The sequence below is a fragment of the Pseudonocardia sp. Ae505_Ps2 genome, from assembly GCF_001932425.1.
Lineage (GTDB): Bacteria > Actinomycetota > Actinomycetes > Mycobacteriales > Pseudonocardiaceae > Pseudonocardia.
Window position 1 is genome coordinate 1,776,364 of sequence record NZ_MCIP01000001.1, and the last position, 13,811, is coordinate 1,790,174.

The window sequence follows — 13,811 nt, forward strand, 5'->3', positions numbered from 1 at the left end:
GGCGCATCTCCGCCCGGCGGCGGCCCGAGATCGGGGTCCTCGATCCGTCAGGGAGTACTCGTGACCGACACCGCCCTTCCCCCGGCCGGGGACACGGCGCGGCTGGTCGACCAGACCGGCCCGTACTTCGGCCGCTTCGGCGGCCGCTACGTCCCGGAGGCGCTGGTCGCCGCGCTGGACGAGCTCGAGCAGGCCTACCACGCGGCGATGACCGACGAGGCCTTCCAGGCCGAGCTCGCCGAGCTGCACCGCACCTACTCGGGGCGTCCGAGCCTGCTCACCGAGGCGCCGCGGTTCGCCGCGCACGCGGGCGGTGCACGCATCCTGCTCAAGCGGGAGGATCTGAACCACACCGGCTCGCACAAGATCAACAACGTGCTGGGCCAGGCACTGCTCACCAAGCGGATGGGCAAGACCCGGGTCATCGCGGAGACCGGCGCCGGGCAGCACGGTGTCGCCTCGGCCACCGCCGCCGCCCTGATGGGGCTGGAGTGCGTCGTCTACATGGGCGAGGTCGACACCGAGCGCCAGGCGCTCAACGTCGCCCGGATGCGCATGCTCGGCGCCGAGGTCCGCCCGGTCACCTCGGGCACGCGCACCCTCAAGGACGCGATGAACGAGGCGATGCGCGACTGGGTCACCAACGTGGCCGACACGCACTACCTCATCGGCTCGGTCGCCGGTCCGCACCCGTTCCCGGCGATGGTGCGCGACTTCCAGCGGATCATCGGGGTCGAGGCCCGCCAGCAGGTCCAGGACCTGACCGGTGCGCTGCCCGACCTGGTGTGCGCCTGTGTCGGCGGCGGCTCCAACGCGATGGGCATCTTCCACGCCTTCCTCGACGACACCTCGGTCGAGCTGGTCGGGTTCGAGGCGGGCGGCGACGGCGTCGACACCCCGCGGCACGCGTCGTCGATCGGCGGCGGCGACGTCGGGGTCCTGCACGGCTCGCGCAGCTTCATCCTCCAGGACGAGGACGGCCAGACCCGCGACTCGCACTCCATCTCCGCCGGTCTGGACTACCCGGGCGTCGGCCCGGAGCACTCCTGGCTGCACGACATGAAGCGCGCCCGCTACGAGTCGGTCACCGACGCCGAGGCGATGGACGCCTTCCGCCTGCTCTGCCGCACCGAGGGCATCATCCCGGCCATCGAGAGCGCGCACGCGCTGGCCGGTGCGCTGCGCGAGGCGAAGCGCCTGGGCGAGGGCAAGGTCGTGCTGGTCAACCTGTCCGGCCGTGGCGACAAGGACGTCGACACCGCGGCGAAGTACTTCCAGCTCATCGACGAAGAGGGCAACGCCGTGACGGACGGAGCGGTCTGATGGCCAGCGTGGCGCAGCGGATCGAGGCGGTCCGGGCCGAGGGCCGCGCCGCACTGGTCGGGTACCTGCCGGTCGGCTTCCCGACCGTCGAGGGCTCGGTCGAGGCGATGCGGGCGATGGTCGCGGGCGGCGTCGACGTCGTCGAGGTCGGGCTGCCCTACTCCGACCCGCTGATGGACGGCCCGGTCATCCAGCGCGCCACCCAGCAGGCGCTGGACAACGGCGCCCGCTCCCGCGACGCGTTCACCGCCGTCCGCGGGGTCGTCGACGCCGGCGCGCCGGCGCTGGTCATGACCTACTGGAACCTCGTCGACCGCTACGGCATCGAGCGGTTCGCCGCCGACCTCGCCGAGGCGGGCGGTTCCGGTCTGATCACGCCCGACCTGCTGCCCGACGACTGCGACGAGTGGCTCGCCGCGTCGGAGAAGCACGACCTCGACCGGATCTTCCTGGTCGCCCAGACCACCACCCCCGAGCGGATGCGGATGACCGTCGGCGCGAGCCGTGGCTTCCTCTACGCCGCGTCCCTGATGGGCGTCACCGGCGTCCGCTCGGTCGGCGTCGAGGCTCGTGACCTGGTCACCCGTGCGCGGGAGCACGCGACCCTGCCGGTGTGCGTCGGCCTGGGTGTGCGGACCGCGGAGCAGGCGGCCGACGTCGCCTCCTACGCCGACGGCGTCATCGTCGGCACGGCGTTCGTGCAGGCCCTGGAGTCCGGTGGGCCGTCCGCGGTCGAGTCGCTCGCCCGCGAGCTCGCCGAGGGCGTCCGGGCCGCGGAGCGCGTCTCCGCCTGACGGAGTCACCCGGCCGCGCCTCCGACCAGGGGCGCTGCCGTCCGACCTGCCGTGCGACCGCGGCGCCACGAGGGTGCGTCGTGGTCGACCGCCGGGCTCGGGCCCGCCGCGGCCGGGCGCAGACGCGTCGCCGCCGTCGGCCCTGTCCGCGGGCCGGTGCGTGCCGTCGGGGGCCGATCGGACGGGACCAGCGGTGGTCGCGCGCGGTGAGCGTGAGGTCCCTGAGAGTCGTCGCGGCGGTCGGCCGTAGGTCGGTAGGCCGACCGGAGCGATCGGACCCCGCCCGCCGGACGGCGACGACCGGACGGCGGTGGGTGCTCTCAGGAACGCAACCCCGCCGCGGTGGGGTTCCTATGTTCGTGTCACCGCACCGCGGCCCGCTCCCCCTCGGACGCCGTGGCGGTGGCCGGGGCTCCCCACCCGGCCGGTTCCACGAACCGGAGTGATCCGATGACCCGCCCCGCCCTGCGCGGACGCACCCCCGGCGTCCGCGCGACCGCAGCGTCGCACCCACGACCGGCCCGAGGCCGGTCGGTGACGGTCCACCGCTCGCGCACCCACCACCCCCGCCCGCTGCGGGCACCCTCACCGGCCGGGCGCACGCCCGGCGACCGGTGAACCGCCCGGTTCCGCATCCGGTCACCGCACCCCTGCGGCGGGACACCCCGCCGCCCGCCGACGCCTGGCTGGCGCACCGCCGCGCTCGCACGGTGTGGGGATCCGTGCTGGTCACGGTCCTCGTCGGCCCGTCGCTGATCTGGATGCTCCGTTCCGGGCCGCAGCCGCTGCTGCACCAGCTCTCGGTCCTGACCGGGCTGCTCGCGCTGTCGGCGATGGTGATCGTCGCGGTGCTGCCGTCCCGGGTGCGCGGACTCTCCGGAGCCCTCGGCCTGGAGACCCTGCTCGGCCTGCACCGCAGGCTCGGTGTGCTGGCCGGGGTGCTCGTCGCCCTGCACCTGGCCTGTGTGGTGGCCGACCACCCGGAACGCGTCGGGCTGCTCGTGCCGTTCGCCGCACCGGCCCGCGGCCAGGCCGCCACCCTCGCGACGGTCGCGGTCGTCGTGCTGCTGGTGCTCGCGCTGCGCGGGGTCCGGACCGGCTCGCACGAGGTGTGGCGCTGGCTGCACCTGAGCCTGGCCGCGGTCGTCGTCGGCGCGTCGTCGCTGCACGTGCTGTGGCTGAACAACCTGGTCGGCGACGCCGTCATGGGGCCGGTGCTCGGCGGGCTCGGCCTGCTGCTGGTCGCGGTGCTGGTGCTCCGCTGGGGTGCCCGCGCGGCGACCGGCGAGTTCCGGGTGCACGTCGTGCGCCCGGAGAGCCCGACCGTGTCGACGCTCGTGCTCGCCCGGCCCGGCCGGCACGCCGGGCCGTGGTTCCGGCCCGGCCAGTTCGCCTGGCTGCGGCTGGAGCGGATGTCGGTGGAGGAGCACCCGTTCACCATCGCGTCGTCGGCGGCCGACGGTGGGCGGGTCGAGTTCACCGTCCGGCACACCGGCGACTTCGCCGGGCGGCTGCGTGAGCTGCGCCGCGGCGACCCGGTCTGGGTGGACGGCCCGTACGGCTCGTTCACCCCGGACTCGGTGCCGTCGACCGGGCTCGTGCTGATCGCGGGCGGCGTCGGGATCACGCCGATGATGAGCATGCTGCGCACCGCCGCCGACCGCGGCGACCGGCGGCCGTACCGGCTGGTCGTGCACGCCCGCGACCGCGCCGACCTGCTGTTCCGGGCCGAGCTCGCGCACCTGCGCACACTGATCGACCTGCAGGTCACCGAGGTGCTGCGCCGCCCGTCCGCGGACTGGGCCGGGGCCACCGGGCCGATCGACACCGCGCTGCTCGCCGCCGTCCTGACCGATCTCGACGACCCGGCCCGCCGCCTCGACTACTTCGTCTGCGGCCGGCCGCAGCTCGTCGGCGACGTCCTCGCCACCCTCACCGCGCTCGGTGTCCCGGACGACCGGGTGCACACCGAGCAGTTCGCCCAGGTCTGAGAAGGGGAGAGCCCATGTCCCGCCGGATCCCCGGCCCGCTCCGCTGGTCGGTGCTCGCCGCGCTGGCCGCGGTCGCCGCGGTCGCGCTCGCCCAGTACTGGGTGGCCACCTCGGCCTCCACCGACCAGCAGCAGGGATGGACGCAGACCCGGTGGGGGCCGCTCGGCCCCGCCGATCGCGACCTGCTGCAGAAGGTGCGCCTCGCCGGTCTCTGGGAGGCACCGACCGGGCAGCAGGGTGAGCAGCAGGCCACCTCGCCGGCGGTCCGCGAGGTTGCGCGCAAGCTCGGCGTCGAGCACCACGATCTCGACGCGCTGGTCCGCTCCACCGCCGAACAGCTCGGGGTCCTGCTGCCCAGCAGACCGAACGACCAGCAGATCGGCTGGATGAACGACCTGTCCGCCCGCACCGGGACCGACTACGACCGCCAGTTCGTGCAGCTCCTGCGCGCCGCGCACGGCTCGGTCCTGCCGGTGATCACCGACGTCAAGGTCGGCACCCGCAACGAGCTCATGCGGCAGTTCGCGAACGAGGCGTCGGTGTACGTCACCCGGCACATCGGCTACCTGGAGTCGACCGGGCTGGTCGACTACGCGGCCCTGCCGGCCCCGCCCGATCCGGTTCCGACCGGCGCCCGCAGCGCGACCGACGTCGTCGTGCCGGCCCTGGTGGTCGGGGTCGCGCTGCTCGCCGCGGGCGGGCTGCTCATGACCCTGCACCGGCGTGGCCGCCCGGCCGCCGGCCCGACCACCGCCCTCGTCCCCGCCCCGCGCCACCCCCGCGTCGGCGCCCGACGGGCCCTGCCGGTCGGACCGCCCGACCCCTGGGACGAGCTGGCGCACGTGCCGCCGGTCCGACCCCGGCCCGACCCCGACGCCGGCCTCGCCGACGCCACCCCCCACTACCTCGACCTGGACACCGACACCGGAGCGCCGCCCTCCCGCACCACCGGCGCGCACCGCACCGCCCCGAGGAGCCGATACCGATGAGACCCACCACCAGTCGCAGCAGGACGATCGCGGTCACCGCGCTCGCACTGGGCCTGCTCGTCGCCGGGCCCGCCGCCTACGCCGCCGGGGCCGCCTCCGTCGACCGGGGGGACCGGCCGGCGAACGTCGCATCCGGGCCGTCCGACTCGTCCGGCTCGTCCGGCTCGTCCGACGGGGCCCGGGACACGTCCGATGCCGCGGGCTCCTCCGGGGGCGGCGGGCACGACCACTCCGGGCACACGGGGTCCGGCTCCTCGGGCCCGGGCACCTCGGACGCGGGCTCGGGCAGCTCGGACGCGGGCTCGGGCGCCGACGGCTCGGGCTCGGGGTCCGGTGCCGCCGACGATCAGGCCTCCGGTGCCGCCGACGGCCGGGGTTCCGACGGCGCGGGGGGCGGAGCCGCCGGGAAGGCCGACGGGAACGGCACGGGCGCGCCGTCGGCGCTCGACATCCTCGCCGTCGACTGCTCCGGCAGCAGGCTCACCGCCCACGACGGGTTCCAAAAGGCGCCCCGCTGCGTGTCCACCGCGTTCGGCGAGGTCGCCGACGCCGGCCGCAGCCCGTCGCTGCTGATCACCCAGGCCCCGACGAAGGTCCGCCCGGGGGAGGCGTTCCGCCTGACCGTCAGCACCCGGAACCTGGTCCGCGACCGGTTCCTGCCCGCGGCCCAGGGCGGCTACTACGCCGAGGCGTCCCTGCTGAACGGCCAGGGGCTCCAGCGCGGCCACTTCCACACCGCCTGCCGGATCCTGCCCGACCCGGGCGAGGCACCGGACTCGGCGCCCGACCCGCTGTTCTTCCTGGCCACCGAGGACGGCGGCGGGGGAGCACGGCCGGACAGCGTCACGATCGACGTGCCCGGGGTCGAGAAGACCGGCGAGCTGCAGTGCTCGTCGTGGGCCGGCGACGGGTCGCACCGCACCCCGATGATGCAGCGGGCCAACCAGACGCCCGCCTTCGACTCGGTCCGGATCGAGGTGGGCTGACATGCGACTCTCCGGACCCCTCCTGACCATGGTCGCCGTCGGCGCGGTCGCCGCCGGGGCCGCGACGGCCAACGTCGTGCTCACCGCAGAACCGGAACCGCTGCCCCCAGCGGCCCCCGCCGCCGTCGACCAGGCGGCGGGCTCGCTCGCCCTCCCGGCGGCGCCCGCTCCGACGGCCGCCCCGGCCCCGGCCGCGACCGGCACGGTCGCCTACACGGGCCGGTCGACGAACGGGACGGTCACCGTCGACATCTGGGTCACCGACGGCGCCGTGAAGGCCTACGTCTGCGACAACCGCGGCATCGAGTCCTGGACGACGGGCACCGCCACCCCCGGCGGCACCACCCGCCTGCCCGGCAAGGACGGCGCGGAGGTCGCGTACAGAGTCGCCGACGGTGTCGCCACCGGCACCGCCCGCGCCGACGGGCGGTCCTGGGAGTTCACCGCGGCCCGGACCGACGCGTCCGACCCGGCACCCGCACCGGCCCCCGCGCCTGCCGAGGCCCCGGCCACCGGCGGCAGCGGCTACGGCGGTGGGTACTGATGTCCCCCCGCGCGCGGCACGAGGACCGCGACCTCACGGACCCGGTCGGGTTCGCCCCGGTCCCCGCGGACATCCCGAACCCCCGCGGCCCCGAGCACAGCGGCGGCTGGGCCGCCGTCCCGGAGCCGTCCCGGGCACCCGACCACGACCCCGACACGGCCGCGGACCGATGGGCGGGCACCGCCGACCGGCGCCGCGACGCCGTCGCGGGGGACCTGTTCACCCCGACCGGCCCGCTCACCTCGCCCCCGGGCGGCGGTTCGGGCGCCCACGGGGTCACCACGCCGCGCCGCCCGGCGCGGGACGCCGGGACCGCGCGTCCCGGCCGCCCGCGCCGGGCCGCCGGTGACGTCCCGCAGTCCGGATGGTCCACGGGCGCCGACGACGCGGCCCGGGCCGGGAGCACCCCCGGCCGTCGCCGGTCCCGCGCGGCGACACCCGACCCGACCCGCGCGCGTCGCCGCCCGGCCGCGGAGGCGGCCCAGGAGGTCGCCGTCCCGGCGGAGGGCCCGTCGTGGCGGGTCGTCGCCGTCCCGGTCGTCGTCGGGTCGCTGGTCGCGGTGGCCCTCGGTGTCTGGGCCCGTCAGCACGTCGGCACCGGCGTCGCGGTGAACCTCGCCGGGTTCTCCAGCGGGGCCGCGGCGAAGGCCTGGCTCGGCTCGGCGGCCCTGGTCCTCGCGATCGTCCAGGGGGTGACAGGTCGGATGATGATGCGCGGCTACGCCGACCCGGCGACCGCGGTCGCGCACCGGTGGTCGGGCCGGGTCGCGGTGCTGGTGACCGTGCCCGTCGCCGTGCAGTGCCTCTACGCGTTCGGCTGGTCCGGCGCGACGACGTCGGCGCTGCTGCACTCCGCGCTCGGCTGCCTGTTCTACGGCGCGTTCGTCACCAAGATGCTGCTCCTGCGGCGTCCGGGCGTGCCCGGATGGCTGCTCGCCGTCGCGGGTGGGGTGCTGCTCGCCGTGCTCGCCGGGGTCTGGCTCACCTCGGCGCTGTGGTTCTTCACCGGCCACGGCCTGTCGTTCTGATCCCCGACCGCTCCCACCGAACCCCGGAGGTCCCCCGTGTCCCCGATCCCGCGCCGCCGGCTCCTCGCCGGCGCCGGTGCCGCCGTGGCCTGCTGTGCCGCGGGCTGCGCCACCTACGGAACCCCGCGTGACACGGCTCCCGCCGCGCCCGCACCGTCCACCCCCACACCGGAGCCGACCACTCCGGCGCCCGCGCCGAGCAGCGCCGCCGCCCCGGTGCCCGCCGGACTCACCGCCGTCGACGACGTCCCGGTCGGCGGCGGGCGGGTCTTCGCCGAGCAGCGGGTCGTCGTGACCCGCCCGGACGCGAACACCGTCCTGGCCTTCGACGCGACCTGCCCGCACCAGGGCTGCCTCGTCGACCAGGTCTCCCGGGCCGGCATCTCCTGCCCCTGCCACGGCAGCCTGTTCGCCGTCTCCGACGGGGCCCCGCTCGACGGACCCGCCCGGGCACCGCTCACCTCGCGACCGGTGCGGGTCGAGAGCGGGCAGGTGGTCCTAGCCTGACAGTGCCGAGGCCGCCGAGGCGCCGGGGTGCCGACCGCCGTCGCCCGGGAGCGGGCTGTCCGGCGGCCGCTGAGAGCCCCGCGCGCGACCGACGGGTCCGACTGCTCCGGACGGCGGAACGCTTTCCCACCCGTCGCGCTCGCGGGTCCGTCCACCGGTCGGGGGTCTCAGTCCGCGAACGGCGGCCGCCGCCGGTCGTAGCGTGCTGTCCGCATCGGTTCCGTGGTCGCTCCCCGACTTCCACGCCGCACGACGTGGCCGCCGGATCCGGCGACGCTCCCCGTCGCCGGGCCCGCGCGTCCCGCCCGCGGCGCCGGAGGACCGCCGTGCCCGGGACCTCGACCCCGGGCACGGCGGTTGCACATCCCCGGAACCGGCGCCCGGCCTCAGCCGAGGGTGAACGGGTCGCGGGTGCCGCCGGTCAGCTCCACCCACACCGACTTGTTCTCCAGGTACTCCTCGACGGCCGCGACGCCGTTCTCCCGGCCGAGCCCGGAGTGTCCGAACCCGCCGAACGGGACGCTCGGCGACACCACCCGGTAGGCGTTGATCCACACCGTCCCGGCGCGGATCCTCCCCGCGACCCGGTGCGCACGGTGCACGTCCTTCGTCCACACCGCACCGGCCAGGCCGTAGGGGGTGTCGTTGGCGAGCGTCACCGCCTCGTCCTCGTCGGTGAACCTCAGCGCCGCGAGCACCGGGCCGAACACCTCCTCCCGGTAGACCGTGGACTCGGGCGTCACCCCGGTGATCACGGTCGGCTGCACGAAGTAGCCGCCCAGGCCGGACTCGGCGGCCCCGCCGTAGGCGACGGTGTTGCCCTCCGCCTTCGCCGTCTCCAGGTAGCCGAGCACCTTCTCGTACTGCGGCCCGTTCGCGACGGGACCCATCTCGGTGTCCTCGGCGTTCGGGTCGCCGAGGGTGATCGTCGCCGCGCGCTCGGCGACGAGCCGGACGAGCTCGTCGTGGACGTCGGCGTGCACGATCAGCCGCGACCCCGCCATGCAGGTCTGGCCGGTCGCGGCGAACACGCCGGCGACGATCCCGTTCGCGGCGGCCTCCAGGTCGGCGTCGGGGAACACGACCTGCGGGGACTTGCCACCCAGCTCCAGGGTGACCGTGTTCAGGTTCTCGGCGGCCGCCTTCGCGATCGACCGTCCGGTCGCCGTGGAGCCGGTGAACGCGACCTTGTCGACGCCCGGGTGCCCGGCCAGGTGCGCGGCGGTGTCCCGGTCGTTCGTGGTGACGACGTTGACCACGCCGGCCGGGATCCCGGCCTTCTCGATCAGCTCGGCCCACTTCAGCGTCGAGGCGGGCGCGTGCTCCGACGGCTTCACGACGATCGTGCAGCCCGCGGCCAGCGCGGGTGCGACCTTCCAGGTCATCAGCAGCAGCGGGGAGTTCCACGGCGTGATCGCCGCGACGACGCCGACCGGTTCCTTGCGCGTGTAGACCAGGTAGTTCGGGTTCGGAGTGGGGATCTGGCGGCCCTCGATCGTCGGGGCGATCCCGGCGTAGTACTGGTACCAGCCGCCGAGACCGCCCAGCTGGCCGATCATCTCCCGGTACAGCTTCCCGGAGTCGCTGACCTCGGTCCGGGCCAGCGCCTCGGCGTTCTCGGTGATCAGGTCGCCCAGCCGACGCAGGCAGGCGGCGCGGCCGAACGGGGTCATCGCGCCCCACTCGCCGTCGAGCGCGCTGCGGGCGGCGGCGACGGCGGCGTCGACGTCGTCGGGGCCGCCGTCCGGCACGGTCGCCCAGGGCGCTCCGGTGAACGGGTTCTGCGTCTCGAAGGTGCGGCCGGACGCCGCGTCGGACGGCTTCCCGCCGATCAGCATCCTGAACGTCTCGAGCTCGGCCATGGACGGTCCTCTCTCCAGCGACTCCGGTGGCGCACACGTCCTCGCCGACGACCCTACGAACCCGGGCCACGATCCGCAGCCGGTGCAGGATGGGCACATGGCACTCGATCTGCACCACGTCGTGGACGGTCCGGCCGACGCACCGGCGGTGCTGTTCGGCCCGTCGCTGGGTACCGACCTGCATCTGTTCGACGCCCAGGTGGCGGCCCTGTCCGACCGCTTCCGCTGCGTCCGGTTCGACCTGCCCGGCCACGGCGACTCGGCCCCCGTCACCGGTGACCTGACGATCGCCGACCTCGGCCGCGGCGCGCTCGCCGCTGCCGACGCCGCCGGGGTCGCGGACTTCCACTACGTCGGCGTCTCGATCGGCGGGGCGATCGGCCAGTGGCTCGGCGTGCACGGCGGGGAGCGGGTGCGCAGCATCGCGGTCCTGGCGACGGCGGCGCGCTTCCCGAACCCGGACTCGTGGCCGCAGCGCGCGGCGACCGTGCGGGCGGACGGCACCGCCGCGATGGTCGGCTCTCGCACCGGGACCTGGTACGTCGAGTCCTGGGCGCAGCGCGACCCGGCCGGAGAGCAGCGGCTGCTGGACATGCTGCGCGCCTCCGACGACGAGAGCTACGCCGCCTGCTGCGCCGCCATCGGCGCCTTCGACATCCGCGCCGAGCTGGGCGAGGTGTCGGTGCCGGCACTCGCCGTGGCAGGGGCGGACGACCCGGCGACGCCGCCGTCGTCCCTGCACGAGATCGCCGACGCGATCCCCGGCGCCCGCTACGCCGAGGTCGCCGACTCGGCCCACCTACTGAACTACGAGCGCCCCGACGAGGTGAACGCCCTGCTCACCGAGCACCTGACGGCCCGGAACTGACCCGCCCCGGCCCGCCCGCGCCGGAGGAAGGGCGCTCGGAGGAACGGGTGGCGCGGCGGGCGCGGTAGGCGGCGACGTGCGCTCGGTTCGCGCAGTTGCCGGTGTCGCAGAAGCGCTTGGAACGGTTGCGGGACAGGTCGACCAGCACGGCGTCGCAGTCCTCGGCGGCGCAGCGGCGCAGCCGGGACAGGTCGTCGCGGCGCACCAGGTCGACGACCGACATCGCGATCTCCGCGCCCATCCGGTCCGCCAGCGGGGCGTCCTGCGGGGTGACGTGCAGGTGCCAGTCCCAGCCGTCGTGCCGCGCGAGGTGCGGGCGCGCATCGGTCTCGGCGAGGATGGCGTTGACCAGGGTGACGGTGCCGTCGCGGTCGGGGCCGTCGTCCTCGCCGTGGGCGGGCCACAGCCCGGCCAGCCGCTCGCGGAGCACCCGGACGGCCCGGCGCTCGTCGTCGGAGCCGGCGCGGCGCCCCGAGTACGGCTGCTCGGCCAGCCACGCGGCGAAGCCCGGCACGTCGTCGAGCGGGTCCGGGTCGGCCCGACGGGTGTTCACCAGCGCCGCGGCCGCCGCGAGCAGCACCTGGGTGTCATGGGCGAATTCCATGTTGACCCCTGACATGGTCGGTTCCTAGTGTCAGGAGTCTATGGGTGCTTCGGTCGTGACACGGGATCACGTGGTCCGCGGGCTGCTGTGGGCGCTGGTCTCGGCCGCCGCGTACGGCTTCTCCAGGCCGCTCGGTGCGGCGTTCCTGGAGGCGGGCTGGTCGCCCGGGCTCACGACGCTGCTGCGCATCGCCGGCGCGGCGGTCCTGCTCCTCCCGGTGACGGTCGTGATGCTGCGCCGGTACCCGCTCAGCGCGCCGAACGCCCGCAAGGTCCTGCTCTACGGCCTGGCCGCCGTCGCGGGTGTCCAGCTGTGCTTCTTCCAGGCGTTGCAGCACCTGTCGGTGGGCGTCGCGCTGCTGCTGGAGTTCCTCGCGCCCGTGCTGCTCGTCGGCTGGACGTGGGCGCGGACCCGGACCGCCCCGGCGGCGGTGACGCTCGTCGGCTGCGTGGTCTCGCTGGTCGGGCTGGTACTGGTCGTCGACCCGTTCGGGCCGCAACGCGTCGACCTGACGGGAATCCTGTGGGGCCTCGGCTCGGCGGCGTGCGTCTGCGTCTACTTCCTCCTCCCCGGCGGCGACGACCGCGATGGCGTCCCACCACTGTTGATGATCTCCGGCGCGATGGTCGTCGGCGCGGTGACGCTCACGGTGACCGGTCTGCTGGGCATCACGCCGTGGCGGGTGGGGGAGTCCAGCGGGAGCCTGGCGGGCGCCGACGTGCCGTGGCCGGTGCTGCTCGGGATGCTGGTCGTGCTCGCGACGGTGCTGCCGTACCTCACGGGGATCATCGCGATCCGACGGCTCGACACGCGGGTCGCCTCGTTCGTGGGGCTGTCCGAGGTGATGTTCGGGGTGCTGGCGGCCTGGATGCTGATCGCGCAGGTCCCGAGCCTGATCCAGGTGGCGGGCGGGGTGCTGATCCTCGGGGGGATCATGCTGATCCGGCGGGCTGAGAACCGGGTCGCGGCGACGCCGGGGGAGATCGCCACCCAGGGCTGAACACCACTCACGCTCCCCGACCGGGACGAACGAGTGAACATCTCCTCGGCCGGGCGCCGGTCACGCCCTTCGCCGGGGACGCTCGTTGTACGGGGTGTCGGTGCCGCTCCCCGCACCGACGGTGCTGCCGGCCCCGACCGGCGTGATGCGGAGCCGAGGTCGACAGTGTCCGACGGTCAGTTCGTCACCAGTTCCTTCTGTGCGAAGGGCGAGTGCGTCGCGGTGGCGGCCGACGCGGCCGGTGTGCGTGTCCGGTCGACGACCGCGGAGGCGACCGTCGTCGGCTTCACCGACGACGAGTGGACGGCCTTCGTCCGCGGGGTCAAGAACGGCGAGTTCGACCTCGACCGTCTGCGCGGCTAGGACCGCCCCGCGAAGCGTCGCTCCAGCATCGCGCGGCTCTCGTCGGGGGACATGGCCCGGTCGAGGAGTCGCCGCCAGATCCGGCGGTAGTCGGCGACGGCCTGCGGGGTGTCGACGAAGACGTCGTTCTCCGTGCCCTCGACATTGACCATCGGCCAGTCCGTCTCGGGACGGCGTGGGGTGAAGACGGAGAACGTGCTGGTCGCGCTCGTCCAGCCGGCGTGGAACGGCAGGATCTGCAGCGTGACGTTGGGCTGGTCGCCCCGGCGGATCAGCTCGCCGATCTGCGCCCGGAGCACCTCCTGGTCGGCGCACCGGTGCAGTGCGACCTCGTCGAGGAGGACGTGGAGCTCCAGGGGCGGGGCCTCGGCCCGGTCGGGCTCGATGACGTTCTGCCGGCCGAGGCGGATCTCCACCATGCGCTCGATCTCGCTCCGGGCCCGACCGGCGAACACCTCGGTCAGGAGCAACCTCGCGTAGTCCTCGGTCTGCAGGAGACCGGAGATCGGGATGCTGAACGTCTCCTTGGCCCGGGACTCCGCCTCCAGCGAGATGAGCATGTCCAGGTCGACGCCCGACGGTGCGGGACCGAAGGGCTCCCACCAGCCCGGAGCCTTCGCGTCGTTCGCCCATCCCAGGATCCGCTCGCGGTCGGCGTCGGATGCCTCGTAGATGTCCAGCAGGTCGCGGACGTCACGGAACTTCGGCTCCACCTGCCCCGTCTCGATGCGGGACAGCTTGGAGGGCGAGACCTCGAGGAGCTTCGCGATCTCGGAGAGCTGCCGGTGGCGCCCCGTGCGGAGCTGCTTGAGGGCCCAGCCCAGCCGTTTGCGGATGACGAGTGGGCCGTGTGCCGCGGTCATGACCACACGTCCTCCGGTGGCTCCTGCCGATGGTCGCCCGCGATGCTACTGCGGATGCACGTGCAGACCCCGATGGTGCGGCCGGTCCG

At 74.9% G+C, this 13,811-nt stretch carries 15 protein-coding genes; 12 read left to right on the top strand and 3 right to left on the bottom strand.

Annotated features, from left to right (window positions below; translation table 11 throughout):
• The first annotated feature begins 60 nt into the window (after positions 1-60).
• The 9 genes from trpB (at position 61) to Ae505Ps2_RS08425 (ending at position 8,162) form a co-directional block, all read left to right on the top strand.
• The gene (trpB, locus tag Ae505Ps2_RS08390; RefSeq protein ID WP_020623504.1) at positions 61-1,323 is read left to right on the top strand and encodes a tryptophan synthase subunit beta; all 1,263 of its coding nucleotides are present in this window, start codon (positions 61-63) and stop codon (positions 1,321-1,323) included.
• Entirely contained in the window at positions 1,323-2,117 is a 795-nt protein-coding gene (gene trpA / locus Ae505Ps2_RS08395; protein WP_075308960.1) for a tryptophan synthase subunit alpha, read from the top strand. The genes trpB and trpA overlap by 1 nt, the downstream gene beginning before the upstream one ends.
• Before the next feature lie 450 nt (positions 2,118-2,567).
• Positions 2,568-2,735 carry a hypothetical protein gene (locus Ae505Ps2_RS31840; protein ID WP_158071556.1) on the top strand — a complete coding sequence of 56 codons (168 nt, stop codon included), beginning with the start codon at positions 2,568-2,570 and terminating at the stop codon, positions 2,733-2,735.
• A 104-nt stretch (positions 2,736-2,839) separates the two neighbouring features.
• Complete coding sequence (locus Ae505Ps2_RS08400; RefSeq protein WP_139318860.1) at positions 2,840-4,108, top strand: ferric reductase-like transmembrane domain-containing protein; 1,269 nt, start codon at positions 2,840-2,842, stop codon at positions 4,106-4,108.
• A 14-nt stretch (positions 4,109-4,122) separates the two neighbouring features.
• The gene (locus Ae505Ps2_RS08405) at positions 4,123-5,097 is read left to right on the top strand and encodes a DUF4142 domain-containing protein (RefSeq protein ID WP_075553542.1); all 975 of its coding nucleotides are present in this window, start codon (positions 4,123-4,125) and stop codon (positions 5,095-5,097) included.
• A complete protein-coding gene (locus Ae505Ps2_RS31055; RefSeq protein ID WP_075308956.1) occupies positions 5,094-6,083 on the top strand; it encodes a hypothetical protein in 990 nt (329 codons plus the stop codon). The genes Ae505Ps2_RS08405 and Ae505Ps2_RS31055 overlap by 4 nt, the downstream gene beginning before the upstream one ends.
• A 1-nt stretch (position 6,084) precedes the next feature.
• Positions 6,085-6,627, top strand: a complete 543-nt coding sequence (locus tag Ae505Ps2_RS08415) for a hypothetical protein (protein ID WP_075553543.1) — start codon at positions 6,085-6,087, stop codon at positions 6,625-6,627.
• A complete protein-coding gene (locus tag Ae505Ps2_RS33235) occupies positions 6,627-7,655 on the top strand; it encodes a DUF6529 family protein (protein ID WP_233147702.1) in 1,029 nt (342 codons plus the stop codon). The genes Ae505Ps2_RS08415 and Ae505Ps2_RS33235 overlap by 1 nt, the downstream gene beginning before the upstream one ends.
• A gap of 36 nt (positions 7,656-7,691) precedes the next feature.
• Complete coding sequence (locus Ae505Ps2_RS08425; RefSeq protein WP_075308952.1) at positions 7,692-8,162, top strand: Rieske (2Fe-2S) protein; 471 nt, start codon at positions 7,692-7,694, stop codon at positions 8,160-8,162.
• Between the two features lie 386 nt (positions 8,163-8,548).
• Here Ae505Ps2_RS08425 and Ae505Ps2_RS08430 read toward each other — a convergent pair whose 3' ends face one another.
• Positions 8,549-10,024, bottom strand: coding sequence for an aldehyde dehydrogenase (locus Ae505Ps2_RS08430; protein WP_075308950.1), 1,476 nt, complete (start codon positions 10,022-10,024; stop codon positions 8,549-8,551).
• 97 nt (positions 10,025-10,121) lie between these two features.
• On the opposite strand from Ae505Ps2_RS08430, the gene pcaD reads away from it, so the two are divergent.
• Entirely contained in the window at positions 10,122-10,892 is a 771-nt protein-coding gene (pcaD, locus tag Ae505Ps2_RS08435) for a 3-oxoadipate enol-lactonase (RefSeq protein ID WP_075553544.1), read from the top strand.
• Here the strand turns inward: pcaD and Ae505Ps2_RS08440 are convergent.
• Entirely contained in the window at positions 10,864-11,496 is a 633-nt protein-coding gene (locus Ae505Ps2_RS08440) for a CGNR zinc finger domain-containing protein (RefSeq protein ID WP_020625334.1), read from the bottom strand. The genes pcaD and Ae505Ps2_RS08440 overlap by 29 nt on opposite strands.
• A gap of 55 nt (positions 11,497-11,551) precedes the next feature.
• Between Ae505Ps2_RS08440 and Ae505Ps2_RS08445 the strand changes: the two genes are divergently transcribed.
• Both Ae505Ps2_RS08445 and Ae505Ps2_RS08450 read left to right on the top strand, forming a co-directional pair.
• A complete protein-coding gene (locus Ae505Ps2_RS08445; protein WP_170917020.1) occupies positions 11,552-12,496 on the top strand; it encodes an EamA family transporter in 945 nt (314 codons plus the stop codon).
• A gap of 165 nt (positions 12,497-12,661) precedes the next feature.
• Complete coding sequence (locus Ae505Ps2_RS08450) at positions 12,662-12,859, top strand: DUF397 domain-containing protein (protein WP_020625336.1); 198 nt, start codon at positions 12,662-12,664, stop codon at positions 12,857-12,859.
• Here Ae505Ps2_RS08450 and Ae505Ps2_RS08455 read toward each other — a convergent pair.
• A complete protein-coding gene (locus Ae505Ps2_RS08455; RefSeq protein WP_139318859.1) occupies positions 12,856-13,722 on the bottom strand; it encodes a helix-turn-helix transcriptional regulator in 867 nt (288 codons plus the stop codon). The two genes, Ae505Ps2_RS08450 and Ae505Ps2_RS08455, sit on opposite strands and share 4 nt — an antisense overlap.
• Positions 13,723-13,811: the final 89 nt, after the last annotated feature.

Coding starts and splice junctions, on each gene's coding strand:
- trpA (WP_075308960.1), top strand. CDS start 1,323: ATGGCCAGCGTGGCGCAGCGGATCGAGGCGGTCCGGGCCGAGGGCCGC.
- Ae505Ps2_RS31840 (WP_158071556.1), top strand. CDS start 2,568: ATGACCCGCCCCGCCCTGCGCGGACGCACCCCCGGCGTCCGCGCGACC.
- Ae505Ps2_RS08405 (WP_075553542.1), top strand. CDS start 4,123: ATGTCCCGCCGGATCCCCGGCCCGCTCCGCTGGTCGGTGCTCGCCGCG.
- Ae505Ps2_RS31055 (WP_075308956.1), top strand. CDS start 5,094: ATGAGACCCACCACCAGTCGCAGCAGGACGATCGCGGTCACCGCGCTC.
- Ae505Ps2_RS08415 (WP_075553543.1), top strand. CDS start 6,085: ATGCGACTCTCCGGACCCCTCCTGACCATGGTCGCCGTCGGCGCGGTC.
- Ae505Ps2_RS33235 (WP_233147702.1), top strand. CDS start 6,627: ATGTCCCCCCGCGCGCGGCACGAGGACCGCGACCTCACGGACCCGGTC.
- Ae505Ps2_RS08430 (WP_075308950.1), bottom strand. CDS start 10,024: ATGGCCGAGCTCGAGACGTTCAGGATGCTGATCGGCGGGAAGCCGTCC.
- pcaD (WP_075553544.1), top strand. CDS start 10,122: ATGGCACTCGATCTGCACCACGTCGTGGACGGTCCGGCCGACGCACCG.
- Ae505Ps2_RS08440 (WP_020625334.1), bottom strand. CDS start 11,496: ATGGAATTCGCCCATGACACCCAGGTGCTGCTCGCGGCGGCCGCGGCG.
- Ae505Ps2_RS08455 (WP_139318859.1), bottom strand. CDS start 13,722: ATGACCGCGGCACACGGCCCACTCGTCATCCGCAAACGGCTGGGCTGG.